Annotated in this window: 26 protein-coding genes and 2 pseudogenes; 10 read left to right on the forward strand and 18 right to left on the reverse strand. The window is 65.7% G+C overall.

Annotated elements, in window-relative coordinates:
• Positions 1-20: 20 nt before the first annotated feature.
• The gene (locus ACYP5B_RS24735; RefSeq protein WP_400093525.1) at positions 21-785 is read left to right on the forward strand and encodes an SDR family NAD(P)-dependent oxidoreductase; all 765 of its coding nucleotides are present in this window, start codon (positions 21-23) and stop codon (positions 783-785) included.
• A 138-nt stretch (positions 786-923) separates the two neighbouring features.
• Here ACYP5B_RS24735 and ACYP5B_RS24740 read toward each other — a convergent pair whose 3' ends face one another.
• The 7 genes from ACYP5B_RS24740 to ACYP5B_RS24770 form a co-directional block, all read right to left on the reverse strand.
• Positions 924-1,088 carry a DUF2474 domain-containing protein gene (locus ACYP5B_RS24740; protein WP_318232709.1) on the reverse strand — a complete coding sequence of 55 codons (165 nt, stop codon included), beginning with the start codon at positions 1,086-1,088 and terminating at the stop codon, positions 924-926.
• Entirely contained in the window at positions 1,088-2,095 is a 1,008-nt protein-coding gene (gene cydB / locus ACYP5B_RS24745) for a cytochrome d ubiquinol oxidase subunit II (RefSeq protein ID WP_400093524.1), read from the reverse strand. Before cydB ends, ACYP5B_RS24740 begins: the two co-directional genes overlap by 1 nt.
• A gap of 5 nt (positions 2,096-2,100) precedes the next feature.
• The gene (locus tag ACYP5B_RS24750; RefSeq protein ID WP_400093523.1) at positions 2,101-3,555 is read right to left on the reverse strand and encodes a cytochrome ubiquinol oxidase subunit I; all 1,455 of its coding nucleotides are present in this window, start codon (positions 3,553-3,555) and stop codon (positions 2,101-2,103) included.
• Positions 3,556-3,901: 346 nt separating this feature from the next.
• Positions 3,902-5,431 carry an amidase gene (locus tag ACYP5B_RS24755; RefSeq protein ID WP_459571419.1) on the reverse strand — a complete coding sequence of 510 codons (1,530 nt, stop codon included), beginning with the start codon at positions 5,429-5,431 and terminating at the stop codon, positions 3,902-3,904.
• Between the two features lie 87 nt (positions 5,432-5,518).
• Entirely contained in the window at positions 5,519-6,697 is a 1,179-nt protein-coding gene (locus ACYP5B_RS24760) for a DSD1 family PLP-dependent enzyme (protein ID WP_459571420.1), read from the reverse strand.
• 135 nt (positions 6,698-6,832) lie between these two features.
• Complete coding sequence (locus ACYP5B_RS24765) at positions 6,833-7,813, reverse strand: Bug family tripartite tricarboxylate transporter substrate binding protein (protein ID WP_318232704.1); 981 nt, start codon at positions 7,811-7,813, stop codon at positions 6,833-6,835.
• Between the two features lie 53 nt (positions 7,814-7,866).
• Positions 7,867-9,222, reverse strand: a complete 1,356-nt coding sequence (locus ACYP5B_RS24770) for a D-serine ammonia-lyase (RefSeq protein WP_459571421.1) — start codon at positions 9,220-9,222, stop codon at positions 7,867-7,869.
• Between the two features lie 160 nt (positions 9,223-9,382).
• Between ACYP5B_RS24770 and ACYP5B_RS24775 the strand changes: the two genes are divergently transcribed.
• Complete coding sequence (locus ACYP5B_RS24775; RefSeq protein ID WP_459571422.1) at positions 9,383-10,366, forward strand: LysR substrate-binding domain-containing protein; 984 nt, start codon at positions 9,383-9,385, stop codon at positions 10,364-10,366.
• An 84-nt stretch (positions 10,367-10,450) separates the two neighbouring features.
• On the forward strand, positions 10,451-11,206 hold the full coding sequence (locus ACYP5B_RS24780) for a sulfite exporter TauE/SafE family protein (protein WP_459571424.1): 756 nt from the start codon (positions 10,451-10,453) through the stop codon (positions 11,204-11,206).
• A 27-nt stretch (positions 11,207-11,233) separates the two neighbouring features.
• Here ACYP5B_RS24780 and ACYP5B_RS24785 read toward each other — a convergent pair whose 3' ends face one another.
• Positions 11,234-12,145 carry a YihY/virulence factor BrkB family protein gene (locus tag ACYP5B_RS24785; protein WP_459571425.1) on the reverse strand — a complete coding sequence of 304 codons (912 nt, stop codon included), beginning with the start codon at positions 12,143-12,145 and terminating at the stop codon, positions 11,234-11,236.
• Positions 12,146-12,461: 316 nt separating this feature from the next.
• Between ACYP5B_RS24785 and ACYP5B_RS24790 the strand changes: the two genes are divergently transcribed.
• Positions 12,462-13,706, forward strand: a complete 1,245-nt coding sequence (locus ACYP5B_RS24790; RefSeq protein WP_459571426.1) for an AI-2E family transporter — start codon at positions 12,462-12,464, stop codon at positions 13,704-13,706.
• Between the two features lie 7 nt (positions 13,707-13,713).
• On the opposite strand, the gene ACYP5B_RS24795 is transcribed toward ACYP5B_RS24790, so the two are convergent.
• The gene (locus ACYP5B_RS24795; protein WP_459571427.1) at positions 13,714-14,097 is read right to left on the reverse strand and encodes a hypothetical protein; all 384 of its coding nucleotides are present in this window, start codon (positions 14,095-14,097) and stop codon (positions 13,714-13,716) included.
• 249 nt (positions 14,098-14,346) lie between these two features.
• On the opposite strand from ACYP5B_RS24795, the gene ACYP5B_RS24800 reads away from it, so the two are divergent.
• On the forward strand, positions 14,347-15,150 hold the full coding sequence (locus ACYP5B_RS24800; protein WP_459571428.1) for a MetQ/NlpA family ABC transporter substrate-binding protein: 804 nt from the start codon (positions 14,347-14,349) through the stop codon (positions 15,148-15,150).
• A gap of 28 nt (positions 15,151-15,178) precedes the next feature.
• On the opposite strand, the gene ACYP5B_RS24805 is transcribed toward ACYP5B_RS24800, so the two are convergent.
• Complete coding sequence (locus ACYP5B_RS24805) at positions 15,179-15,772, reverse strand: 2-hydroxychromene-2-carboxylate isomerase (RefSeq protein WP_459571429.1); 594 nt, start codon at positions 15,770-15,772, stop codon at positions 15,179-15,181.
• Positions 15,773-15,837: 65 nt separating this feature from the next.
• Positions 15,838-16,566: an SDR family oxidoreductase gene (locus ACYP5B_RS24810; protein ID WP_150985585.1), complete on the reverse strand. Its 729-nt coding sequence runs from the start codon at positions 16,564-16,566 to the stop codon at positions 15,838-15,840.
• A gap of 191 nt (positions 16,567-16,757) precedes the next feature.
• On the opposite strand from ACYP5B_RS24810, the gene ACYP5B_RS24815 reads away from it, so the two are divergent.
• Positions 16,758-17,336, forward strand: coding sequence for a TetR/AcrR family transcriptional regulator (locus ACYP5B_RS24815; RefSeq protein ID WP_400093507.1), 579 nt, complete (start codon positions 16,758-16,760; stop codon positions 17,334-17,336).
• 95 nt (positions 17,337-17,431) lie between these two features.
• Entirely contained in the window at positions 17,432-18,064 is a 633-nt protein-coding gene (locus ACYP5B_RS24820; protein ID WP_459571430.1) for an MlaC/ttg2D family ABC transporter substrate-binding protein, read from the forward strand.
• Positions 18,065-18,219: 155 nt separating this feature from the next.
• Here the strand turns inward: ACYP5B_RS24820 and ACYP5B_RS24825 are convergent, their stop codons facing one another.
• Positions 18,220-18,405 carry a hypothetical protein gene (locus tag ACYP5B_RS24825; protein ID WP_459571431.1) on the reverse strand — a complete coding sequence of 62 codons (186 nt, stop codon included), beginning with the start codon at positions 18,403-18,405 and terminating at the stop codon, positions 18,220-18,222.
• A 60-nt stretch (positions 18,406-18,465) separates the two neighbouring features.
• A pseudogene (locus tag ACYP5B_RS24830) lies at positions 18,466-18,642 on the reverse strand (transposase); the annotation flags it as partial.
• 653 nt (positions 18,643-19,295) lie between these two features.
• On the opposite strand from ACYP5B_RS24830, the gene pstS reads away from it, so the two are divergent.
• On the forward strand, positions 19,296-20,441 hold the full coding sequence (gene pstS / locus ACYP5B_RS24835; RefSeq protein WP_459571432.1) for a phosphate ABC transporter substrate-binding protein PstS: 1,146 nt from the start codon (positions 19,296-19,298) through the stop codon (positions 20,439-20,441).
• A 131-nt stretch (positions 20,442-20,572) separates the two neighbouring features.
• Here the strand turns inward: pstS and ACYP5B_RS24840 are convergent, their stop codons facing one another.
• Both ACYP5B_RS24840 and ACYP5B_RS24845 read right to left on the reverse strand, forming a co-directional pair.
• Complete coding sequence (locus ACYP5B_RS24840; protein ID WP_459571443.1) at positions 20,573-21,520, reverse strand: pseudouridine-5'-phosphate glycosidase; 948 nt, start codon at positions 21,518-21,520, stop codon at positions 20,573-20,575.
• A 164-nt stretch (positions 21,521-21,684) separates the two neighbouring features.
• A complete protein-coding gene (locus ACYP5B_RS24845) occupies positions 21,685-22,332 on the reverse strand; it encodes a LysE family translocator (RefSeq protein WP_459571433.1) in 648 nt (215 codons plus the stop codon).
• Between the two features lie 100 nt (positions 22,333-22,432).
• Here ACYP5B_RS24845 and ACYP5B_RS24850 point away from each other — a divergent pair, with 100 nt between their 5' ends.
• A complete protein-coding gene (locus tag ACYP5B_RS24850; RefSeq protein WP_318232689.1) occupies positions 22,433-23,281 on the forward strand; it encodes a LysR substrate-binding domain-containing protein in 849 nt (282 codons plus the stop codon).
• Positions 23,282-23,378: 97 nt separating this feature from the next.
• On the opposite strand, the gene ACYP5B_RS24855 is transcribed toward ACYP5B_RS24850, so the two are convergent.
• The 3 genes and pseudogenes from ACYP5B_RS24855 to ACYP5B_RS24865 form a co-directional block, all read right to left on the reverse strand.
• Entirely contained in the window at positions 23,379-23,621 is a 243-nt protein-coding gene (locus ACYP5B_RS24855; protein WP_400093501.1) for a hypothetical protein, read from the reverse strand.
• 10 nt (positions 23,622-23,631) lie between these two features.
• Positions 23,632-23,821 (reverse strand): annotated as a pseudogene (locus tag ACYP5B_RS24860) (patatin-like phospholipase family protein); the annotation flags it as partial.
• Between the two features lie 16 nt (positions 23,822-23,837).
• Positions 23,838-24,746: a LysR family transcriptional regulator gene (locus ACYP5B_RS24865; protein WP_459571434.1), complete on the reverse strand. Its 909-nt coding sequence runs from the start codon at positions 24,744-24,746 to the stop codon at positions 23,838-23,840.
• Between the two features lie 123 nt (positions 24,747-24,869).
• Between ACYP5B_RS24865 and ACYP5B_RS24870 the strand changes: the two genes are divergently transcribed.
• Positions 24,870-25,757 (forward strand): pirin family protein, encoded by an 888-nt coding sequence (locus ACYP5B_RS24870; RefSeq protein WP_400093499.1) that lies wholly within the window; start codon positions 24,870-24,872, stop codon positions 25,755-25,757.
• Positions 25,758-25,778: the final 21 nt, after the last annotated feature.

Genomic DNA, 25,778 nt, shown 5'->3' on the forward strand with positions numbered 1-25,778 from the left:
TCTCTTCAGGAGAATCCGTCATGCAGAACTTGTTCGATCTCACCGGCCGCGTTGCCGTCCTCACCGGCTCCACCAAGGGCATGGGCCTGGAAATGGCCCGTGCGCTGGGCGCCTCCGGCGCCGCTCTCGTGGTTTCCGGCCGTGACCAGGCCACTTCCGAGGCGGTTGCCGCCGCGCTGGAAGGTGAGGGCTTCGAGGCCAAGGGCATCGCTTGCGATATCGGCAACGTGGAGAGCATCCAGGCGTTTGCCAGGCAAGCTTTGGACGCCTACGGCCGCGTGGACGCGCTGGTGCTGAACGCGGCGGGCAGCGGCACGGCTGGCTCGTTGCTGAGCCAGGGCCCGGAGGTGTTCGAGCAGGCCATGGCGGGCAATGTGCGGGGCAACCTGGTGCTGGTCAATGCGCTGGCGCCGCAGATGATCGAGCGTGGAGATGGCGCGGTCATCTTCATGTCGAGCATCGCCGCCAAGCGCGGCTCTGCCATGCTCGGCATGTACAGCATCACCAAGGCCGCGACCGATGGCGCGGTGCGCAGCCTGGCGCTGGAACTCGGGCCGAAGGGGATCAACGTGAATGCGATCAACCCCGGGCCGGTGCGCACGGAATTCTCGCGCGAGGCGCTATGGGGTAACCCGGAACAGGAGGCGCGCCTGGCCGCCGCGATTCCGATGCGGCGGATTGGCGAGGCGAAGGATGTGGCGGGGCTGGCGGTGTTGCTGGCGTCGCCCGCCGGGCGGTTTATCCACGGCCAGAGCATCGGCGTGGATGGTGGTTTGTCGGCGTAAGGCAGGGGCAGGGGCAGGGGGTGGGGGTGGGGGTGGGGGTCAATGGCCTTCCCGCCCTGCTGCCCTTTGCGGGACAAGCAAAATGTAAAGTAAAGAAAAATGAGATCACCCCGAGCTCGCGCGCGCCCGGCCAGCCTCTCAGCTATGCATGCCGGCCAGCCGCATCAGCAAGCGCAGCGCCAGCGCCGCGACACCTAGCGCGGCCACGCTGGCCACCCAGATCAGTACCATCCAGCCGACCCGCTTCAGCCACGGCCTGGGCGGATCATCGGAGGGGCGCCGGCGGTGTTCTGTCGCAGCCATCAGTGATACCCCTCACCACGTTTCACCTTGCCCCGGAACACGTAATACGCCCACACCGTGTACATCAGGATGAAGGGAATGATGAACAGCGCGCCCACCAGCGCAAAGCCCTGGCTCTGCGGCGGCGAGGACGCGGCCCAGATCGAGATATCCGGCGGCACGATATTTGGCCACACACTGATCGCCAGCCCGCTATAGCCCAGGAACACCAGCGCCAGCGTGTACATGAACGGCGCGAGGTGCGCATGCTGCTGCAAGGAGCGGATCAGCCGGTACATGGCAAACGCCACCAGCAGCGGCACTGGAGAGAACCAGAACAGGTTGGGCAGGCTGAACCAGCGCTCGGCGATGCGCGGTTGCGACAGCGGCGTCCAGATGCTGATCGCCAGGATCACCGCCAGCAGCACCCAGGCCAGCTTGCCCGTGAGTTCCAGCATGCGCTCATGCAGCTTGCCCTCGGTTTTCACGATCAGCCAGGTGCTGCCCAGCACGGCGTATGCCACCACCACGCCAACGCCGCAGAACAGCGGGAAGGGCTGCAGCCAGTCCAGCGGCCCGCCCGAAAAGGTGCGCCCGGTCACCTTGATGCCGTCGATGTATGCGCCCAGCGAAACGCCCTGGAAGAACGCCGCCACCAGCGAGCCGCAGATAAACGCCTTGTCCCAGACGTGGCGCTCGCGGTCATTGGCCTTGAAGCGGAACTCGAACGCCACGCCGCGAAAGATCAGCCCCAGCAGCATGAGGATCAGCGGCAGGTAGAGCGCGCTGAGCACCACCGAGTAGGCCAGCGGAAACGCGGCCAGCAGGCCAGCGCCGCCCAGCACCAGCCAGGTCTCGTTGCCGTCCCACACGGGGGCCACCGTGTTCATCATCACGTCGCGGTCATGACGGTCCGGCACGAAGGGATACAGCATGCCGATGCCCAGGTCGAAACCGTCCATCACCACATACATCATCACGCCAAAGAAGATGATGACGGCCCAGATCAGAGAGAGGTCGATGCCCATGATGATCAGCTCCTGCTGTCGGCCAGGCGGTTAGCGGAGGCGACCGCATTCGGTACGTCGCCGGGATCGTCCACGGCGGACAATGGCCTCGCGGGCGTGCCCTCCACGGCGTGGCCGCCGTCGGGTTCCGGATCGCCCTCGTGCTCGACCGGGCCCTTGCGTACCAGCCGCATCATGTAGGCGATGCCCACGCCGAAGACGAAGAAATAAGCCACCACGAAGAGCGCAAGCGAGAACGCCAGCTCAGGCACGCCGTGCGGCGAGACCGCGTCGGCGGTGCGCATTACGCCGTAGACCACCCACGGCTGGCGCCCGATCTCGGTGGTGAACCAGCCGGCCAGGATCGCGACCAGCCCGGTCGGGCCCATCCATAGCGCCATGCGCAGGAACGCGCGTGAGTGGAACAGCTTGCCGCCCCGGCGCAGCAGCAGGCTCCAGAGGCCGAGCAGGATCATCAGCGTGCCCAGCCCCACCATCACGCGAAAGCTCCAGAAGATGATGGTGGAGTTCGGGCGGTCTTCCGGCGCGAACTCCTTCAGGCCCTGGATCTGGCCATCGAGGCTATGGGTGAGGATGAGGCTGCCCAGGCGCGGAATTTCCACCGCGAAGCGGGTTTCCTCGCGCGCCATGTCGGGCCAGCCGAACACGATCAGCGGCAGCGCCTCGTCGCCGCGATTTTCCCAGTGGCCTTCAAGCGCGGCGATCTTGGCCGGCTGGTGCTTGAGCGTGTTGATGCCATGCATGTCGCCAATGACGGCCTGGATCGGCGCCACGATCAGCAGCATCCACATCGCCATCGACAGCATCTTGCGGATGGCCGGGTTGTCGCGCCGGCGCAGCAGGTGCCAGGCGGCGGAGGCGCCCACGAACAGCGCGGTGGCGAGGAAGGCCGCCACGCTCATATGCACGAGGCGGTACGGGAACGACGGGTTGAGGATGACAGCCAGCCAGTCCACCGGCACCACGCGGCCATCGACGATCTCGAAGCCCTGCGGGGTTTGCATCCAGCTATTGGAGGCCAGGATCCACGTGGCCGAGATCAGCGTGCCGAGCGCCACCATCAACGTGGCGAAGAAATGCAGGCCGGGGCCGACCCGGCTCCAGCCGAACAGCATCACGCCCAGGAAGCCGGCCTCCAGGAAGAACGCGGTCAGCACCTCGTAGGCCAGCAAGGGGCCGGTCACGCTGCCGGCGAAGTCCGAGAAGAAGCTCCAGTTGGTGCCGAACTGGTACGCCATGACCAGCCCCGACACCACGCCCATGCCGAAGTTGACGGCAAAGATCTTGGACCAGAAGTGATAAAGGTCGCGGTATACCGTGTTTTGCGTGCGCAACCAGCAACCTTCCAGCACGGCCAGGTAGCTCGCCATGCCGATGGTGATGGCCGGGAAAATGATATGGAAGGAAATCGTGAAGCCGAACTGGATCCGTGCCAGGTCGAGCGCGCTCAAACCAAACATGTCGTGACCTCCGGGATGCGCGTCGCTGTGGCGCAGGTCATCAGATTAGACCACTGTGCGAGCGTATTGGGCGGCTCTTTTTTTTGGGGAAGTGGCGGTGCCGGCAGGTGGCGGTGTACGCCAGCCGTGGCAGAACCTGATCGGGCGGGCAGGGTTGAAGCGGGGATGTCCATGAGCATTGCCGGAAGATTGGGCACGGCGGCCCGGTCGGGCGATTCGCATTGTGTGCGTTTCGCGCCGGGCGCATGCCATGGACACCATGCTACCGGCAGGAGGCGGAAGATAACAGAAGCAACCGCCGACAAAAAGACCGTATCAGTTTTTGTCGGCGGCCGGACGTTGGTGGCTAGACCGCAGACACCGATGACGCCCGCCCCGGCGCCTTGCCACCCAGCGCCGGCGGTGCGGTGACGATGGACTTCAGCCCAGGCTGGGCCGCGCGCAACTGATCCAGGCGCGGCAGCGGCCGGCGCAGCGCCTCCGACCCCGCAAAGGCTTGCTCCATGGCATGCGCCACGCCCAGCGTGTGGTGATCGGCGCGGAAGCGTCCCACCACCTGCAGGCCGAACGGCATGCCGGCATGGTCCAGGCCGCAGGGCAGGCTGATGGCGGGGTGGGTGGTCAGCGTGACCACATAGGTGGGGGCCAGCCAGCGGTAGTAGTTCTCCTGCTTTTCGCCGTTGATGGTCTCGGCGTAGAGGCTGGTCCAGGGGAACGGCGAGACCGGCGTGGTGGGCGACAGGATCACGTCATAGTCTTCAAAGGCGGCCTGGAAGCGGCCCAGGATGCGGGTCTGCTCGGCCTGCGCCCAGGCGCTGTCGCTCAGCGACATGGCCGCGCCCATCTCGTAGTTGGCGCGCGTGTTCGGGCCCAGGCTCTGCGGATCGCGCTGGTAGGCCTCGTGCATGCCGGCGACAAAGCTCTCGGCGCGCAGCACGTCGAAGCAGCGGTGTGCCTCGCCCAGGTCGAACTGGATTTCGTCGCAACGGCGGAACAGGTGCCGCATGGCGGCGATCTTGTCGCGAAAGACCTGCCGGATCTGGTTGTCGACCGCGCACACGCCGAAATCCTCGGTCCAGCCCACCCGCAGCGAGCCCAGGTCGACATTGGCCGGCAGCAGGAACGACATCGGGTCGAGCGCATAGGTGAGCGGGTCGCTAGCCGACACGCCGGCCGAGGCCGCCAGCTGCAGGCAGGCATCGGCCACGGTGCGGCCCATCGGGCCGACCACGGAGATTGGCGTCCAGCCCAGCAGCTTGCGCGAGCTGGGCACGACGCCGGGCGACGGGCGGAAGCCCACCACGCCGCATTTGGCGGCGGGGATGCGCAACGAGCCGCCGGTGTCCGAGCCGGTGCAGACCGGCAGCATGTCGGTCGCCAGCGCGGCAGCGGAGCCGCCCGAGGATCCCCCTGCGTTCAGGTTGGGGTTGAAGGGGTTGCCGGTGGCGCCCCACACCGCGTTGCGAGAATTGGCGCCCGCGCCCATCTCGGGGATGTTGGTCTTGCCGGTGACGATGGCGCCGGCCGCGCGCAGGCGGGCTACCAGCACGTTGTCGGCGCTGGGCACGTTGTCGCGGTACAGCGGCGAGCCGTAGGTGGTGAGCAGGCCTGCCGTGGCTTCCAGGTCCTTCACGCCCAGCGGCAGGCCGTGCAGCAGGCCCAGCGGCGCGCCGTCGAGCACGGCGCGCTCGGCCGCGCGGGCTTCTTCGCGGGCGCGGTCATAGCAGGTGGCGGTGATGGCGTTGATGAAGGGGTTGACCGCCTCGATGCGGGCGATGCACGCCTCCAGCAATTCGACGGGCGAGATCTCCTTGCTGCCGATCATGCGGCGCAGCGCCACGGCGGATTGGGCTAGCAGGTTATCGGTCTGGGTCATGGTGAAATTCTCTGGCATTGTGGTGAAAGCGGCGCGCCGGCATGGCAGGCGAGGCGCCATTGCAGTCGGATTGGCTACATCGCGCGGCTAGCGGCTCAGCCCGCGCGCCGACACCGGCCACAGGCAGGCCACGGCCTGCCCGCGCACCCCCACGATCTCGTCGTACAGGTTGAGGGTGGGGTCGCAATGGCCCGGCACCAGCAGCACCTGGCTGCCGAGGTCCGGCAGGCCGGCCGCGCCGGTTCCGGGGAGCGGCTCGACAATGCCGTGCTCGTCGTTGGCCGCCACATAGGCCAGCGCGCGGTCCTGGCCGTGGGCGCCCCACACCAGCGGCAGGCCGGAGTCCACCGCCATCGATTTCAGGCCCGCATCCAGCACGACGCGAGGCGAAGGCTGCGTTGCCGCCGCCACGCTCATCACGGTGGTGGCGATAAACAAACTGTGCTCGAAGCGCAGCGCGCCGCTGTATTCGTTGCGGCCGTAGTCGGCGTCCATGAAGACATAGGAGCCGGGCTGGATTTCCGTATAGACGGCGCTGCGCAGGTCGAACTCCACGCTGCCGCTGCCGCCGCCGGTCACCGTGGCACAAGCCACGCCAGCCTCGGCCAGTTCGGCGACGATGGCGGCGGTACGCGCCGCGGCATCGGCCGCTGACTGCCGGCGCGCAGCGTAGTCGCGCACATGCTGGATGCCGCCGTGATACGCCTGCAAGCCGCGGAACTCGAGTTGCTGGTGCGCGCCGATGGCTTGAACGAGGCGCAGCGCGGCAGCCGCGTCGGCCACGCCGCAGCGTCCCTGGCCCACGTCGATTTCCACGAACACGCCAATGCGGCTGCGGGCTTGCCCGGCGGCCGCTGCCAGCGCGTCGACCTGTCGCGCATCATCCACGCAAACGCTCATCCGTGCATGCAGCGCCAGGCGGGCCAGCAGCGCGGCCTTGGCCGCACCGGCAATCTCGTTGCTGATATGGATGTCCTTGACCCCGGCCTGCACGAACGGCAGCGCCTCGCTGACCTTCTGGCAGCAGATGCCGACCGCGCCGCGCGCGATCTGCGCCAGTGCAATCTCCGGGCACTTGTGCGCCTTGGCATGCGGGCGCAGTTGCATGCCCGCCTTGTCGGCGGCTTGCTGCATCTGCGCCAGGTTGCGCTCGAAGGCGTCGAGGTCGAGCATCAGCGCCGGCGTGTCGATGGCGGCGGCGGGTTGGCCGACGACGGCACAGGCGCCGAGCCGCAGGGTGGCTGAAGTGGAATCAGGGAGCGTCATGTGTCGGACTGTCTCGGGTTGTCTCGGATCGTTCTGGATGGCATGGCGCCGCCTCGGGGGCGGCTGTGCTTGCGATGATGTGGGCTGGAGGCGGGCGCTGTCAAACCAGGCCCGCCTCGGGCCGTTTGCCTGCGTTCAGTCCGCCGTGATATTGGCGCGCTGCGCAATGGCGCGCATGCGCGGCAGCTCCTTGGTGATCAGCGCGGTCACCTCCGCGCCCGTGCCGTAGGACGGTTCGAAGCCATTGTCCAGCAGCTTCTTGCGCGTGTCCGGATCGGCCATGGTCTCGGCCAGCGCCTTTTCCAGCTTGGCCTTCACCTCGGGCGGCAGGCCGCGCGGTGCTACCACGGCCAGCCAGGTATCCATATCCGTACCCGGGTACCCGCTTTCCGCCACGGTGGGCACGTCGGGCAGCAGGGACGAACGCTTGGCGGTGGTGACCGCGATGGCCTTGACCTTGCCGGCGCGGATCTGCGGCACGGCCGCCGAGACGGTATCCACCGAGAACGGGATCTGGCCGCCGATCAGGTCGGTCATGGCCGGCGAGCTGCCACGGTAGGGCACGTGCAGCATCTTGATGCCGAGATCGTTCAGCAGCATCTCGCCGGCGAACTGCGCGGTGGTGCCCGTGCCGAACGAGCCGTAGGAGAACTTGCCGGGCGTAGCCTTCACCGCCGCGGCGAGCTGCTTGAGGTTGTTGATGGGCACATCGCGGTTGGCCAGCAGGATCAGGCCGGTGCGCCCGGTCAGCCCGATCGGCTCGAAGCTTTTGAGCGGGTCATAGGGCAGCTTGGGATGGATCGCCGGATTGACCGTGAACGTGGTGCCCGAGCTGACCAGCAGCGTATAGCCATCCGGCGCGGCCTTGGCCACCATGCCGGCGCCCACGATGGTGCCGGCGCCCGGCCGGTTGTCGATCACCACGGTCTGGCCCAGGTGGTCGCCGAGCTTCTTCGCCAGCAGCCGGCCGATGACATCGGTGGCGCCGCCGGGCGGGAAGGGGATCACCATCTGGATCGGGTGCGTGGGGTAGGCCTGGGCCAGCGCACTGCCGGCAGGCACTGCTAGGCAACAGGCGGCCAGACATGCAAGCTTGAAGGTGTGGACGGGTTTCATGCTGACTCTCCTGCGTTCGACGATGAGGGGGATGGCTGATAGCGGTGAGCGGATCAGATTGCGAGCGCCGCCGCCTTGTCCAGAAAGCCTTGGTACTCCGCCTGTGGCACGAACAGCCCGCCGGTGGTCCACACCAGGTGCGTGGCTTGCGGCATGGCGGCTTCGAGCTGGTGACGGGCCAGGTAATCGCGCCCCGCCGCGCTTTCGCACAGCATGCGCGGCCCGCTGAAGCCGGCAGCAGCCGAGGGCTCGATGCGCAGTCGTTCCGTGCGCCATGCCAGGGCCAGGTGTTCGAACAAGGTATCGTCCGCCACCGTGAACACGCCGGACAGCAGCGGGCGCATGACGGCAGCGGCCAGCTCTGAGGCGCGCGGCACGGCTAGCCCATCGGCCTCCGTGCGGTTGCTCAGGCCATAGTCATAGACGGACGGATTGCCAACGCCTGCCATCATCTGCACCAGGAAGCAGGGCGACTGGGTCGGCTCGGCAAACACGCAGTGCACGTGCGGCCCGAACAGTTGCCGCATGCCGAAGGTGATACCGGCCGGCGCGCCGCCCACGCCGCAAGGCAGGTAGACGAAGAGCGGGTGCGCGGCATCGACGCGGATCCCATGCGCGGCGAGTTGCTGGCGCAGGTGCAGCGCCGCGGCGCTATAGCCCAGCAGCAGCGACAGCGAGCGCTCGTCGTCCACAAAGTAGGTGAACTCGTCGCGCTGCGCCTGGCGGCGGCCGGCGGCAACGGCTTCCTCGTAGTCGCCGGCGTGCTCCACCACCTCCACGCCACGGTTGCGCAGCCGCGCCTTCTTCCATGCCTTGGCATCCGACGACATATGCACGGCCGCGCGAAAACCCAGCGCCGAAGCCATCACGCCAATGCTCAGGCCAAGGTTGCCGGTGGAGCCCACCGCCACCTGGTAGCGCGCGAACAAGGCGCGGGCCGCGGGCTCCCTCAGTGCCAGGTAATGCGCCGGCCCGTTGCGGCCGGGGCCGAGCAGGCCGTGGCGCAGCGCCAGGCTCTCGGCAAATTCCAGCATCTCGTGGATGCCGCCGCGCGCCTTGATGGAGCCCGCGACCGGCAGGCTGTGGTCGGCCTTGACCCAGAGCTGGCCCTGGCTCTGCGCCAGCCCAAGGGCTGCCTGCATGGACGGCACGGCCACCAGGGGCGACTCGATGACGCCATTCGTCTCGGCCAGCTCGGGAAACAGCGCCGGCAGCAGCGGGGCAAAGCGGGCAATGCGCGCCTGTGCGGACTCGACATCAGCTAGACTAATGCTGCGCTCGCCAGCGGCCTGGGCGGGTGGGGGCGTGCCGGCGCGCGCCGGATTGCACCAGAGCAACGGCGTGGCTGCCGCCAGGCTGGCGCGCAATGCTGCTGCATTTTCCGGGTTGGCGGCGGGTGATGCGTTCATGGCAGAAGGCTGGTTCATCGGAAAGGGATAGGCTGCTGCGGGTTCCAGGGTGACTGCATTGTTGGCCCGCACGGCACAGCTGGCAATCCATTTATATTTAGCGAGGCATTAGTATGACTAATGGCAATCTGGGGGTGGATATGGGTATCCGCGGCCACTTATGAGTACCTTGTTATCGTCCTCCTTGCTGAGCTGGCTGCGATGCTTCGAGGCGTCGGCGCGCCATTGCAACTTCACCCACGCGGCCACGGAACTGTGCGTGACACAGGGCGCGGTCAGCCAGCAGGTGAAGCAGCTGGAGCAGTGGCTGGACCGGCCCTTGTTCCTGCGCACACCGCGCGCACTGGTGCTGACGCCCGAAGGCGAGCGGTTGCGCTTTGTGCTATGCGAATCCTTTCAGGCCATCGAAAGCACGCTCACCCAGCTACGCAAGCCGCGCGAAGCCGGCCCCATTGCGCTGAGCTGCGCACCATCGTTTGCCATGCGCTGGCTGACCCCGCGGCTGGGCGATTTTTTCCGTGATCACCCCGAGGTGGGGCTGCGCGTCTACGGCGAATTCCACGCGCTGGACCGCACCCGGATGGTGCGTGATGGCATCGACGCGGCCGTGCGCTTCGACCTGGGCGGCTATGACGACCTCAAGGCCCGGCTGTTCCTGGACGAATGGCTGCTGCCGGTGGCGAGCCCCGCCTTCCTGGCCGCACATCCCGGTTTGCGCACGCCCAAGGACCTGAAGGGCGCCTGGCTGCTGCACGACGTGAGCCCGTGGGACGGCGCGCAAGCGTTCGAGGAATGGCGCCACTGGCTGCAGGCGGCGGGGGTGGAGGCGGACGTGGGCGAACTGGACGCGGGGCAGCGCTTCAACCTGTCGCAGCTGGCCGTGGGCGCGGCGCTGGCCGGGCAAGGCATCGCGATGGGGCGCTCGGCGCTGGTGCTGGAAGATATCGAGGCCGGCCGCCTGGTCGACCTGTTCGGCATCCATGCGCGCTCGCAGGCGTCTTATTTCTTCGTCTGCGCGCATGGGCAGACGCCGCATATCGCCATGGTGGAGGACTGGCTGGCGGCCGAGGGCGCGCGCTTCGACGCGGCGCGGGCCAAGGTGCTCGACGTGCAGGCACGCGGCGTGAAGGCCGCCGGAAGGTGACAAACCGTTCAATCCCCGGCATAGTTTGCGGCTTTCGCGCGGCATAGCGCGGCATGGCGTGGCTTTCGGGCATTCGCGTTACCGATGGAATTTCCTGTCCTGATCCTGGCGCTGGGCGCCATCGTGGCCGGCTTCGTGCAAGGCTTGTCCGGGTTTGCCTTCGCCATGGTGGCCATGTCCTTCTGGGTCTGGACGGTGGAGCCACGCCTGGCCGCGACGATGGCCGTGTTCGGCTCGCTGACCGGGCAGGTGGTGGCGGCGGTGACGGTGCGGCGCAGCTTTTCGCCTCGGCAGTTGCTGCCCTTCGTGGCCGGCGGCATCCTGGGCATTCCCATTGGCGTGGCGATCCTGCCGGCGCTCAACCCCGGCGTGTTCAAGGCTTGCCTGGGCGGGCTGCTGGTCATCTGGTGCCCGCTCATGCTGATGTCCAGGCAACTGCCGCATATCCGGGCCGGTGGACGCGTGGCCGACGGCGTGATCGGTGCGGCCGGCGGCATCATGGGTGGGATCGGCGGCTTTACCGGCGTCATCCCCACGCTGTGGTGCACCCTGCGCGGGCTGGCCAAGGACGAGCAGCGCGCCATCATCCAGAACTTCAACCTGGCTACGCTGGCCGTGACCATGGCCACCTATGTCGGCACCGGCATCGTCACGCGCGACATGCTGCCCATGTTCCTGGTGGTGGGGCCGGCCATGCTGGTGCCCAGCATCCTGGGCGCGCGGCTGTACATCGGCATCAGTGACATCGCATTTCGCAGGATCGTGCTGAGCCTGCTGACCGCATCCGGCGTGGCACTGCTGTCTGCCTCGCTGCCGAAGCTGCTGGGGACGTTGCACTGATAGTCCTTAGCCTGCGCGCGGTGCGGCTCAGGTGTGAAAGGTCTCAGTCTGCGTTTCCGCCTCTGCCTGCACCGGCGCATTGACGCTGCTGCGCTCGAACTCCGCGATCACCTGCGCCCCGAGCAGCAGCAAGGTGGCGGCAATCTCCAGGCTCAGCAGCACGACGATCGCGGTGGTCAGCGAGCCATACACCACGCTCACCTGCGACAGCGTGGCGAAGTACCAGACCAGCAAGTGGCGCGAGATCTCCCACAGCAGCGCGGCGCTCACCGCGCCGATCAGCGCATGGCGCAGCGACAGCCGGCCCACCGGCATCACCAGGTAGATGGAGGTCAACAGCAGGATCTCCCCCGCCAGCCCGAGCAGGTAGAGCAGGGTGCCGGAGATCCGGTCCAGCGACAGGTCATGCCCCAGCACTTCCACATGCCGCTCGCCAAACGCCTGCAGGCTGCCCGAGACCACCGTGACCAGCAACAGTCCGATGCTAAGCACGACGATATAGCAGTACGGCAGCACCGCCGACACCAGGAAGTGCCGGCGGCGTATCGCCACCCGGTGCACAAAGATCACCGACATGGCGTTCTCCAGCACCGTGAACGCCAGCGAGCTGAAAAAGATCATGCTCACCAGCAGCACCCAGCCGATCACCCCGCGGTTTGCCAGGAAGTTGGCCAGTTCGCCGACCAGCGCGCGGGATTGCCCCGGCACCAGCCACTCCAGGTAGCGCGACAAGGTGGCCAGTAGCAACTCCGGCTCGATCACATGGGACAGCGCGATCACCATCAGGATCAGCAGCGGCACGATCGACAGCAAGGCGTAGTACGCCACGGCCCCAGCCAGCAGCAAGCCCTGGTTGGCACGGAAATGCCGGAGCGTGCGCAGCACGAAGCGCCATGGGTGCCTCAGCACCAGTCGGGCGCGCGCATCGAGTATCTGCATGGCAGAGGATGGGTCAGTTCGTCATTGCAGGGACGGCGGGAGAAAGTGCGGGCCACGGCGCGTTGCGGGTCGGGAAGTCCCTTTCACGGCGCATCCGTGTTCTCTCAATGTGGTGCATCGCGAGCCGCGCGGCAAGCCGTGGTTGTCCTACACCGGCTTGCGTCATTCTCCGACAGAAATGCAGGCAGGCAAGGCTATGCTTGCATGAAGCATGGCGCGCGCTGCGCGCACATGCTTCCCTCGCCGGCACCCACGCGGCACTCACACGACCATCACGCGACCATCACGCGACCATCACGACAGGAACCGCAATCCCATGGCTGATCTGAACGCCGGCCCCGCTGCGGCCAGCCAGTCGTCTGTCCCAGCGGATGCCATTGGCGGCGTCGGCGAAGGCCGGACGGCGCCCTCGGCCAGCCAGCCGCCGGCGCCTGAAGCCGTAGCTGCGGGCGCTCCGGCGGCCCAGCCGGCCGCGACCGCAACCGTTCCCGACCCGGGCAGGCGCGGCGAACTGGCACTGACCATCCTCGCGGTGCTCGCTTCGCTCTACACGCTGCACCTGGCTAGCGCTTTCGTGATCCCCGTGGTGCTGGCGGTGGTCGTTGCCTATATGCTCGATCCGCTGGTCACGGTGCTGTGCGGCCGCCGCATCCCGCGCGTGCTCGGCGCCTCGCTGGTGCTGCTGGCGTTGCTGGCCGGCGTGGTCTGCTGCGCCTACCTGTTGCAGGATCAGGTAGCCGGCCTGATCGACCGTTTGCCGGAAGTGGCCACCAAGCTGTCGCGCTCCATAGGCGCCTTGCTCAGCGGAGACGACTCGATGGTGCAAAAGATCCGGCGCGCCGCCACGGTTCTGGGCGGCACCGGGCAAGGGCCGCCCGTGCGTGGCTCCCGGATCGTGGTGGAGCGCGCCGGGGATTCGCTCAACAATATCCTGCTGGCAGGTTCCGTGGGCGTCTTTGCCGTCGCCGGCCAGGTGGCGGTGGTGTTGTTCCTCGCCTTCTTCATGCTGGTGTCCGGCGACATGTTCAAGCGCAAGTTCATCAAGATGGCGGGTACCACGCTGTCGCAGAAGAAGATCAGCGTGCACATGCTCGATGAAATCAACCGGCAGATCCAGCGTTACATGGTGATGCTGCTGGTCACCAACGCGATGGTGGGCTTGCTGACCTGGTTCCTGCTGAAATGGCTGCACGTGGACAACGCCGGCACCTGGTCGCTGGCCGCTGCCGCCTTGCACCTGGTGCCTTACTTCGGCGCGGTACTCATTGCGGTTTGCATCGGGCTGGCTGCCTTCATGCAGTCGGGCGACTTTGCCCTGGCGGCAATGGCGGCAGGCGGCTCGTTGCTGGTCGCCACGCTGATCGGCGCGCTGGTGACCACCTGGATGACGGGGCGCATGGCCAAGATGAACGCCGTCGCGGTGTTCGTCGTGCTGCTGCTCTTCACCTGGCTATGGGGCACCTGGGGCGTGCTGCTGGCCATTCCCATTGCCGTGATCGCCAAAGTGGTGGCGGACCATGTGGAGGGGCTGGAAGTGTTGGCGGAGTTTCTGGGCGAGTGAGGGTGGCTCAATCCGCAGCCGCAAAACGCCTCACCACCGCCGCCACATCGGGCGGAACCGTGTCCGCCGCGCAAGCCAGCAGATGCAGCGTCTGTCCCGTGCGCAGCGTCAATGTCGCATCTCGCTCGCCGAAGCGCAGCTTGCCTTCGGCAAACACGCGCTCCTGGCAATCGCCCTGGCTCATCGACACAAACTGCAACGGCAGCGCTTGCCGCGGGCTATTGCCCGTGTTACCCGTATTGTCCGCGGCTACCCACAGCCACTGGTATTTGCGCGAGCGCGGCGCGTCGGCGGGCAGGCCGAGGCGCTTGATTTCCAGCACCGTGCCTGCGGCTGCGGTGAAAGCGAAGAGAACCTCGTAGGCAGGCGATGCTGGCTGGGTTTGCGTCATGGCTTGCTGGATATCCGCAGGAAACAGGAGCGCGATTCTACCCGCAGCCGAGAACGCCCGCGTCGCGCACGCCATGCATATCGATAGGCGAACACCTTCATTCCATGCCCAAAGCTGCAGCGCTAACATGGCTGGCAAGCGAGCCGGCATCACAAGTGCCGGTCGCGCCTTGATAACAGCGGCCAGCTTGCGCGCCGCCGCGCATCGGCGTGGCGCGCGAAGCGCCGCAACCATGAGTGTGGAGCCTGCATGCAACGCCGTAGTCTATTCAAATCCATTGCCCTGGCCGCCGCCATGATCGTGCTGCCGGCCGCGCACGCCGCTGACCAGGTGGTGCGCCTTGGCACCATGAGCGGCCCCGACGCGCAGATCTGGGAGGTTGTGCGGACCGTGGCCAAGCGCAGTGGCCTGGACGTGAAGATCATCGAATTCAACGACTATGCCCAGCCGAATGCCGCGCTGGATGCCGGGGACCTGGACGCCAACGGCTTCCAGCACCAACCTTTCCTTGACAGCCAGATCGAGGCGCGGCGCTACAAGATCGCCAATGTTGGCTTGACGTACGTGGCGCCGATGGGCTTTTACGCGAAGAAGCTCAAGTCGCTGAAGGACCTGCCGGACGGCGCCAGGGTGGGCATCCAGAACGATCCGTCCAATGGCAACCGCGCGCTACTGTTGTTGCAGAAAGAGGGCCTGATCACGTTGCGCGATGGCGCCGGCAAGAACGGCAAGAACGCCACGCCGCTCGATATCAAGGCCAATCCCCGCAAGCTGAAGATCGTGGAACTGGACTCGGCCATCCTGCCGCGCTCGCTCGATGACCTGGCCGTGGCTTCCATCAATACCGACTACGCGGTCAAGGCCGGCCTCAGCCCGACCAAGGATGCGATTGCCACCGAAGACCTGCGCGGCCCCTATGCCAACCTGATCGCGGTGCGCACGCAGGACAAGGACAAGCCGTGGGTCAAGCCGCTGGTGGCGGCCTACCAGTCGCAGGAAGTGCGCGACTTCCTGGCCACGCAGTTCAAGGGCGCGATCCTGCCGGCGTTCTGACCGACCGCGCTTTGGAGGATAGCGCTGGCTATGCGGCCAGCGCTTCCTCGACAAACAGCAACCGGTCATTGCCCCAGAACAGTTCGTCACCGACGAAGAAGCTTGGGGCACCGAACACGCCGCGTGCTACCGCGGCCTCGGTGGCCCGCTTCAGGGCATCTTTCACCGCTGGGTCATCGATCATCCCCAGCACCTGGCGCGCGTCGAACCCGGCGGCCGTCAGCACGGCGCCAATCTCGGCGGGGTCGTTCAGGTTGCGCTGAAGTTCCCACATGGCGGCGAATATCGCTTCCACATAGCGGTGGAACGCGGCCTCGTCCTGCAACTGGAAGCCGACGGCGGCGCGCATCAGCGCCAGCGTGTTGACCGGGAAATGCGGATTCTGCTGCAGGTTTGCACCGTACCGGCGCGACCAGCGCGCGGAGTCGGTCTTCGACCAGCGGCCCTTGGCGGGGATCTCCGCGGGGCTGTGGTTGCCGGTGGCCTTGAACACGCCGCCTAACAGGATGGGCCGCCATACGATCTGCGCGCCGGTGCGCTGCGCCACGCGCGGCAATTCCTTGTAGGCCAGGTAGGAATAGGGGCTGCCGAAGTCGAAATAAAACTCCACTTGCCTGCTCATGTCGTTGTCTCCGCTTGGTATCGTGACGCGTTCTCGATGCTGCTTTTCGTTCATGCCCTGCGCGCTTACCAAGGCTCGATCCACGGACGGATGTCCAGCTCGTGCGTCCACGCGTCGCGCGGCTGCTGGTGCAGCATCCAGTAGGTATCGGCGATGTGCTCCGGATTGACGATGCCGTCGTCCTGCTTGGTGGCGTAGCGGTCGGGGAAGTTCGAGCGGATAAAGTCGGTGTCGATGGCAGCGTCCACCACCAGGTGCGCCACGTGGATATTCTTCGGCCCCAGTTCCCGCGCCATGCTCTGGGCCAGCGCGCGCAGGGCATGCTTGGCCCCCGCGAAGGCGCTCATGCCGTCGCGCCCGCGCAGGCTGGCGGTAGCGCCGGTGAAGAAGATCGAGCCGTGCCCGCGAGGCAGCATCACGCGGGCGGCCTCGCGCCCCATCAGGAAGCCGCCGAAGCAGGCCATCTCCCAGACCTTGAAGTACACGCGGGATGTGGTTTCCAGCACCGAGAACCGCACATTGGCGCCGATATTGAAGATCGCCACCTCCAGCGGCGCGATCTCGCGCTCGATGCGCTCGATCAGCGCCACCGTCTCGTCCTCCTTGCGGGCATCGCAGGCAAAGCCGTAGGCCTCGCCACCCTCGGCCCGGATCTGCTCGACCAGCGGCGTGAGCTTGTCGGCACTGCGGCGCGTCACGCAGGCGATATAGCCCTCGCGAGCAAAACGGCGCGCAATGGCGCCGCCCGTGGCGTCGCCGGCACCCACCACAAGGATGGCTTTCTTGTTGGACATGGCTTGTCTCCAGTCTTGGAATGATCCGCCCGGCATGGCCGGACGGGCTTTCTGCGCTCTTGCCCACGCTGGCCGCTTTCCTCGGGAGCCGATCTGGCGTAAGCTGAACGATCGTTTAGCAAACGAACGTTATGGTATGTATGCAGGTCGCGTCAAGCGGCATCTGCCCCAGGACAATCTCAGGAACTGCAATGCGTTATTCCGCCACTCACAAAGCTGCCACCCGCGAGCGGGTGCTGGAGGCCAGCGGCGCGCTGGTCAAGCGCGAGGGCTTTGCGTCGACGGGCGTTGACCAGCTGATGGGCGCCGCCGGCCTGACCGGCGGGGCTTTCTACAGCCATTTCGATTCCAAGCAGGCATTGCTGCGCGAGGTGATCGAGCGCGAGCTACAGCGCAGCCGGGAGCTATTGCTGCCCGACGGGCAGGGAGACGACGGCGCCTGGCTGGCAAGGATGCTGGATTGCTATCTCACCATGGGGCATGTGCGGCATCCGGAAACAGGCTGCCCGTTGCCCAGCCTGGGCGCGGAGATCGCCCGGGCCGATGCCCACACGCGCCAGGCCTGCGAGGACGGCATGGTGGCCATGCAGCGGGAGCTGGCGGTACGGCTCGGGAGCGGTGAAGCGGCCTGGGGCGTCATCTCCCAGTGCGTTGGGGCGTTGATGCTGGCGCGCACGGTGGCCAACCAGGATGTGGCCAGGGAGATACTGGCGGGGGCACGGGCGATGCTGGAGCAGGCTGGCGGTCTTGCGGGTGACTTGGGGATGTAGCGCAATGGCGTTTGCTTTAACATGCCATCTGCATGCGACGGGACATTCGGGCACATTCAGGCACATTCAGGCACATTCAGACAGGACCCCCACCGATGAGGAACGTATTCCTGATTCCCCTTGTTTCGGCATTGCTTGCCTTTGGCAGCGCAGCCCGTGCCCAGGTCGATGACCAGTCGAAGCCGCAGGCGCTGATCCAGACCGTGACGCAGCAGTTGCTGCGCGAAGTGCGCACCCGCGCGGTCGCGCCAGGCGATATCGCGCGCATTACCACGATCGTGAACAAGGACATCCTCCCGTACACCGATCTGAACCGCACCACGCAACTCGCCATGGGCCGCTACTGGCGCACCGCAACGCCGGCACAGCAGCAGCAAGTGGTGGAGCAGTTCAAGCTGCTGCTGATCCACACCTATGCCGGCGCTATCGCGCAGCTCCGCCCGGACCAGCAGATCGAGTATCCGCCGTCTCGCATCGAGCCGTCCGACACGGACGTGGTGGTGCGCACCGTCGCCACCAATATGAAAAGCGGCCAGCCAGTGCAGATCGACTACCGGCTGCACAAAACGCCGGAAGGCTGGCGTGTGTATGACCTGAACGTGCTGGGCGCCTGGCTGGTGCAGACCTACCGGCAGCAGTTCAACGAGCGCATTCAGCAAGGCGGAGTGGAGGGGCTGATCCAGTCGCTGACTGAGCGTAATGAGCGGCTTGTGTCTGGCAAGCAGTAGAAGGCTACAACAGCGCATTGCGCAACGCGGGCACACCGCACGGCACTCGCATTGGCTAACAAGTACGCGCGCATTTTCCGCCCGCTGGCTCCCCGGACAGGGCCAAGTGGGGCGGCACAATGCGGGACTGCGTGAAATTCCCACCTGCAATCATCTCAGCGCGTTCTCATGCCGAGTTCGAGCAGGCTCCAGGCCGCGCCGATCAATGCCTCTGGACTCACGGATTCCGGCCGCATCGCATCTTTCCGCAATGCCAGGCAATGAACCCCATCCATCATGGCCCAGAGGGCATTGGCGGTGCTTTCAGGGTTGAGGCCTGGATTGATCGGCTTGCGCGGCAAACCTCGCCCTTTTCAGGGCGGGGAAGGATAGCGCGGACGGCGTAGCCGTCCTTTGGGCCCTTAGTGTGGCGTTCGCTGCTGCTCGATGTACTGGCGGATCACGTTGATCGGTGCGCCGCCGCAGCTTCCGGCGAAGTAGATCGGCGACCAAAGCGCACCGCCCCACAGCTTACGCCGGATGCTCGGATAGTTCTTTTTGCGGATCATCCGGCTCGAAACGCCCTTCAGGCTGTTCAGCCTTCAAGGAACGTGAACAGTGCTTGGCGGGCCTCGTCATACGACGCCCCAGACTCCTGACGGCTGGAGCGAGGAAGTGCAAACGTGAGTTGACAGATTTCTTTCGGACCCACGCGAATTGACACTTTTATTGCGCTTCGAGTAGAAGGAAATGTGTCAAAACAGCGGCACTAAGGCGCATCAGACCACGGCAAGGGTGGCGACAGAATTAATACACTCTACGCCAGTCGGTTGCAGAGCAGAGTGCGAATGTCGGAGCGGGGTCGGAAGCCGTCGATGACCGCCGTCGGCCCTCGAATGGTGAGCCGATGTCAGCGTTCGGCCATGAGGCGTCGTTCGGTATCGCTACTGCGTGGATCGAGAGCCAATAGGGCGGAGCCCTCTCACCAAATAGGGCAATCCCCTAGCCTCTTTTCGGAAAGATTCCTTATTTATACGACCATCCGCAGGACATACAGTGCTCTTGTACTGTTGGATGCCGCGCCCCTTGGACAGGGGGCGGCGCAGAGCACGCGCTAAGCCATTGCTGCAGCCCAGTGAAGAGAACCCCCGCTTCACCGGCAGCGCATTCGCGGGCGCGGTACACGAACATCGAATCGCGCCGTCGAAGGATGGCAAGTGTCTCCAGCAAGAAAATGAATGTCGGGGATGTCATGAGAACCTCAGATTGGCATTGCGCCCGCGGCCTGTGGCGGCTGTGTAGATGGATCGCGACTGCGTGTATCTTCGCGAGTCATGCGCTGGCTGCCCACGCAGATGGAGGGATCACGGGCGCGGGCTCGAGCTTCTTCGATCCCCTGATGCAGAAATGGGCTGTCTCCTATCACGATAGAACCGGCCAACAGGTCATGTACCAATCTACTGGCTCAGGGGCTGGCATCGATCGGCTGAAAGCGGCCACAGTGAATTTTGGCGCCTCCGACATGCCGCTCAGACCAGACGAATTGCGCGCATCCGGACTCATACAGTTTCCGGTGGCGGCGGGCGGCCTCGTACCGGTGGTCAACCTGGATGGCATTGCCCCGGGGCAGCTTCACTTGACGGGTTCGCTGCTGGCCGACATCTACCTGGGCAAAGTCACCAAATGGGACGATCCGGCGGTCAAGGCCGTCAATCCCGGCCTCCTGCTCCCTCCCCTGAATATTGTTGTGATACATCGCGGTGATCGGTCTGGGTCGACCTTCACGTGGACGAACTACCTGTCCACGGTGAGTGCGCAATGGCGGGCACAGGTGGGGAGCGGCATAAGGGTCAATTGGCCCGTCGGGGTGAGCGTCACGAGCAGCCAACTTGTCGCCGCTTACGTCAAGCGGATCAAGGGCGCAGTCGGCTACGTAGAACTGTCTTACGCCGCGCCGGCGCACCTGCCGTATGTCATCGTCCAGAATAGAAGTGGCGCGTTTGTAGCACCCTCGGCCGTGAGTTTCAAGGCTGCGGTGGAATCCATGAACTGGGGCCGTGAGAACGATTTCTATCGAATCGAGCCCGATCCGCCGGGCTACCAATCCTGGCCGATTCCCGGCGTCGTATTCATCTTGATGGAAGCCAGCTCCAAGGACAAGGCTGGCGCGGCTGCCGCGCTGGCGCTTTTCCGCTGGGCCCTCAATGAGGGCCAGAAAGAGGCCGCCGCTGAGAACTACGGCACACTGCCGACAGACTTGATAGGAACAATAGAGACGTATCTGGCCGAGAACCTGTCTAATGGGCAAGTGAACGGAGTCGCCAACCTCGCCTTGCCCGAGAGCCGTGAAAGCGTGGTTCGCGTGAACAGACCCAGACTGGAGCAGCGAGGATATTGATTCAGCGGCAGCGGCACGCATTGCCTGCTGGCGATGGTCAAATCGCAGCTCGATCAGACTGCCGGTGGCCAGGAGCGGTCGTTGGAAGCTGGCGCGAAGTTTGGTAGGGAGCGGACGTTCCGGCGGCTCGGCTACGCCGCGCCTGCCCCGCGCCCCGCGTGGGCCAACGCCAGCGCCAGCCTTGCCCCCACTTCGGCGTTGTGTTTCACGAGTGCGATGTTTGTCGCCAAGCTGCGTCCACTCGTCAGCGCCTTGATGCAAGCCAGCAGGAAGGGGGTCACGGCCTTGCCGGTGATTCCTTGCGCTTTGGCCTCGGCGAGCGCCTGCTGGGTCAGCGCGTCGATCTCCTCGAACGTCATCGCTGCCGCTTCCGGCACCGGAGTGCTCAATACCACGCCGCCCGCGAGGCCCAAGTCCCACTTGGTACGGATGAAGCGTGCCTGCTCCGCCGCATCGTCCAGCCTGAAGTCCGCGCGAAAGCCGCTGTCGCGCGTGTAGAACGCCGCGAAATTGTCTTGCCCGCAACTGAGCACCGGCACGCCGTGCGTTTCCAGGTATTCCAGTGTGAGCCCGATGTCCAGGATGGACTTCGCACCGGCACAGACCACCGCCACTGAGGTCTTCGCCAGTTCCTGCAGGTCGGCCGAGATGTCAAAGGTCTCCTGCGCGCCGCGGTGCACGCCGCCAATGCCGCCGGTGACGAAGACCTCAATGCCGGCCAGCGCGGCACATATCATCGTGCCAGCCACTGTCGTGGCGCCGAGCCCGCCGCCGGCCAGCACGGCCGGCAGGTCGCGGCGGCTAACCTTGTGTACCTGGTCCGAGCGGCCGAGCAGTTCCAGTTCGTCGTCCGAAAGGCCGATGCGGATTCGCCCACCGATCAGCGCGATCGTTGCGGGCTCGGCTCCCAAGTCGCGGATCAAGGCCTCCACTTCGCGCGCAGTGCGAACGTTGTCCGGGTAGGGCATGCCGTGAGCGATGATGGTCGATTCCAGCGCCACGAGCGGGCGGCCAGCGGCCTGTGCAGCGGCCACAGGCGCGCTGCAGGTCAACCAGGAGTGGGCAAGGTCGGCAACCATGTCGATGCTCTCGGCGGTGTGATTCACTTGAGTGTGCAGCACAAGGCTGGTCCACGGCGCTGCTGTGCAAGCGCGGGGCGCCGTTTAAAGCGCCAATGGTGCACGAATCGCACGGCTGACTCAAGCACCCACTGAATCGCCGCAGCAAGCGCGCTTGACTTCAGTCAGCCAATTCCCGCCAGCCTCCAGGCGTCGACAATCATGTTCGCGCCCAGCACCAGCAGAACAGCGCCCATGGCCCAGCGTTGGGCCAGCAGGAGTCCCGGCCGGCGGGACAGGAGCGTTGCCATGCTGCCGGAGCAGATTGCCACGGCGCCATTGACGCACGCGAATGCGACAATCAACGACGACCCGAGCACGAGCGATTGCTGGAGAACGCTGCCGTTCCGATAGTTGATGAACTGGGGCAAGACCGACAGAAAGGTCATCGCCAGCTTGGGATTCAACAGGCTGGTGGTTGCGCCCATCGCAAACAGCCGGCGCGGCCGCTCGTGGGGCAGGTCGCGGACTTCCAGCGGGGAGCGGCCACCAGGCTTGACTGCTTGCCACGCCAGGTAGAACAGATAGAGCGCGCCAACGGCGCCCAGGATGCAGCTGGCATAGGGCACGCTCAGGAAGAACGCCGTGATGCCAAACGCCGCGCCAAACATGTAGAAGAGGTATCCGAGCATGACGCCAGCGAGGGATACCAGCCCGGCCTTGCGTCCTTGTGCGATGGAACGCGACATCACGTAGACCATGTTCGGGCCCGGCGTCACGGCTAGCATTCCTCCGATCGCCAGAAATCCGTAAATCGATTCCGTACCTTGCATGCTCCGTGTTCCCCAGTGGACATTGGCTGTAGTATCCACTTGATGAATGCCCGAGTAAAACGCGTTAAACTGAAGTTTTTGTTCAGCTTTTCTGATTAATATGAAGAAGCTCGATCTGGACGTGCTGGAGATGGTGGTCGCGGTCGCCGACACCGCCTCGTTTGCTCGGGGGGCGCAGACCGTGCACCGGTCTGCATCGGCGGTGAGCATGCAGATCAAGGCGCTTGAGGAAGCGCTTGGGAAGCCGCTGTTCGTGCGAACGACCCGAAACGTGACGATTACCGCCGAGGGAAAGACGCTGCTGGACTATGCCCGCCGCATGCTTGCGATGCGGGAAGAAGCATGGGCATCGGTAGTTCGCCCGGAGATGAAGGGCCGCGTCACCATTGGCGTGCCTGACGACTACGCCTCTTCATTGCTGCCGTCCGTGCTCAGGCAGTTCGCCATGGCTCACCCGCGGGTAGAGATTCGGGTGATCGGCATGCCCAGCAGCGCGCTCGTGCCATTGCTCAAGGACAATACGCTTGACCTGGCCTGCCTCACCAAAGCCAAGGGCATTCCCGGGGAATTCATCCGGTTCGAGCCGATGGTCTGGGTGGGGGCGGCCGTGAGAAAGGTTTGGAATGAGCGCCCGCTGCCCATCGCCGTTTTCGCCCACGGCAGTACGGCGCGAGCCAATGCCATCAGCGCGCTTGCGCGCGAGAACATCAAATACCGCATGTCCTATGAAAGCCCAAGTTTATTGGGTCTTGTCAGCATGGTCGAAGCGGGGCTTGCGGTAGCTCCGCTCGCAAGATGCAGCGTACCGGGGCATCTTGTGCAGTTATCCCAGAATGACGGCTTGCCACCGCTGGCTGATCTCGAAATTGTCCTCGCCCGCAGTTCCCGGTCCGCGCGGCCGCCCTGTGACTATCTCGCTGAACGGATTCTGGTTGAGTTGAGAACCTGAACGAGCCGCATGGCGAGGCGTCCATCGACGAATGGCGAGGGTGTGAGGAAGGTTGGTCCGTGGCTGGCGTCAGCGGCGGCAGCTTGTGGGTGATGGCTCAATCGTCCGCTACCTTGCGCGAGCGCCAGCGGCCGTCGCTTTGCTTGCAGAACCAGCCGGTCCAGTTGTCTTCCTGGTCCGCCCGCGTGAGCTGTAACTTCAGTTGCCGGCAGGACTGGCCCTTGTCGGTCTTGCTGCGCAGTGGCGTCAACTGGCCTTCGATCGGCTTGCGCTTGCCTTGCGCCGGAGAGGTCCAGGACGCCATGGTGCCGTCGGTGCCGTCATTCAGCACCTTGCCCACAAGGCGTTAAATCCGAACTCAGGCCCAGCCCGAAACGCAGGTCATTCGGGCCGTAGGATTTCTCGATGACTTGATCAACCGAGAGGATGCGCTTGCCAGGTTCCTCGAGGAAAACGATAGTTGACGTGCTCGAAGTCGCCGGTGCCGAACAGCCGGCGCATATCCTGGTCGAGCTCCTCCTGGTGGATTGGCTCTCCGGGCGCCGGCTTGCGAGGCCTATTCCTCCACGAGCTGCTCGAAACGCAGGGCGAGAAAGTCGATCAAGGCACGTACCGCGGGCAGCAGGCCCCGCCGCGAGGGATAGACGGCATGGATGACGCCGCCCTTGGGCCGCCATTGCGGCACCAGCATGACCAGCCGGCCCTGCTTCAACTCGTCCTCCACCACCATGCTTGGCAATGCCACCGCGCCGACCCCCGCCAGCGCGGCGAGGCGCAGGGAAAGCATGTCGTCGGTAACCAGCCGCGGGCTGTGCCGGATTTCCATGCTGGCGCCTTCCGGCCCTTGCAGTTGCCAGCTATGCATCGGTTGCGGCGGGCCCCAGTCCAGCGTCGGCAGCTGCGCCACGTCGGCCGGCACCGCGGGCAGGCCGCGGTCGGCGAGCAGCGCGGGACTCGCGACCAGGCACCACGCACGGGTAGCCAGCGTGCGCATCACCAGGTCGCTGTCGCTCAAGGGCGGCACGCGCACCCGGATCGCCACGTCGATGCGCTCGGCAATCACGTCCACGCTGCGGTTGGTGGCCTCGAGATGCACGACCACCTTGGGGTAGGCGGCCATGAACTCCGCCACCATGGCGCCGATCCGCGCGTGCAGCAGGGCCACCGGGCAAGTCACACGGACGATGCCCTGGGGCTCGGAACGCGTCAGGTCGATGGCCTGCTGCGCGGCATCGGCCTCGACCAGCATGGCCTTGCAGTGCCCGTAGTAGCTCTGCCCGATCTCGGTGACGCTGAAGCGCCGCGTCGAGCGCTGGATCAGGCGAGTGCCCAGGCGCTCTTCCAGCACGCCGATACGGCGGCTCAGCTTCGACTTCGGTATGCCGAGGGCGCGGCTTGCCGGCGCGAAGCCTTGATGGTCCACCACCTGGGCGAAGTAGAAGAGGTCGTTGAGGTCGGGGTGCATCGGGTCATCGTCCTATCGATAGGACACTGAGGATAGCGCACGGCGACTACCGCCGCGCTTGTCCACCGCCTAAGCTCTTCCTCACCAGAGGCGAAGTCAGCCCGCCATCGTTCAGGAATCCCCATGAAGCAGATCATCGGCACCTACAGCAGCCCGCATGCCCATTGGGTGGGCGACGGCTTTCCCGTACGCACGCTGTTCTCCCAGCAGAGCCTTGGCAGCCACCTGAGCCCGTTCCTGATGCTCGACCATGCGGGCCCGGCCGAGTTCGCGCCGGCCACCCGGCGGCGCGGCGTCGGCGAGCATCCCCATCGCGGCTTCGAGACCGTGACCATCGTCTACCAGGGCGAGCTGGAGCACCGCGACTCCACCGGGCAGGGCGGGCGCATCGGCCCGGGCGACGTGCAATGGATGACGGCGGCGTCCGGCATCCTGCACGAAGAGTTCCACTCGGAGGCCTTCACCCGCACCGGCGGCACGCTGGAAATGGTGCAGCTGTGGGTGAACCTGCGCGCCAGCGACAAGATGGCCGCGCCGGGCTACCAGACCATTGTGTCGTCGGATATCCCGTCGCTGCCATTGCCGGGCGGCGCAGGCGAGATGCGCGTGATCGCCGGTGAATTCCGGGGAGCCCGCGGGCCGGCCCACACCTTCACGCCGATGGATGTGTGGGACATGCAGCTGCGCAAGGGCGCGGATGTCGACCTGGATGCGCCGGCGGGCCGCATCGTGGCGCTGGTCGTGCTGCGCGGCAATGTGCGGGTCAACGGCAGCCAGGCCGCGCAAGCGGGGCAGATGGTCTTGCTCGACCGCGCCGGCACCGCGTTTTCGGTGGAGGCCACCAGCGATGCCATGGTGCTGGTGCTGCACGGCGACGCCATCGACGAACCGGTGGCGAGCTACGGGCCGTTCGTGATGAACACCGAGGAAGAAATCGCGCAGGCGCTGCAGGATTTTCGCAGCGGCCGCTTCGGGCATATCGAGGCAGCGCACGAGCGGCGCTTGCAGTGAGCGCACCTGAGGATCGGGCGG

The organism is Cupriavidus sp. 8B, assembly GCF_054589115.1.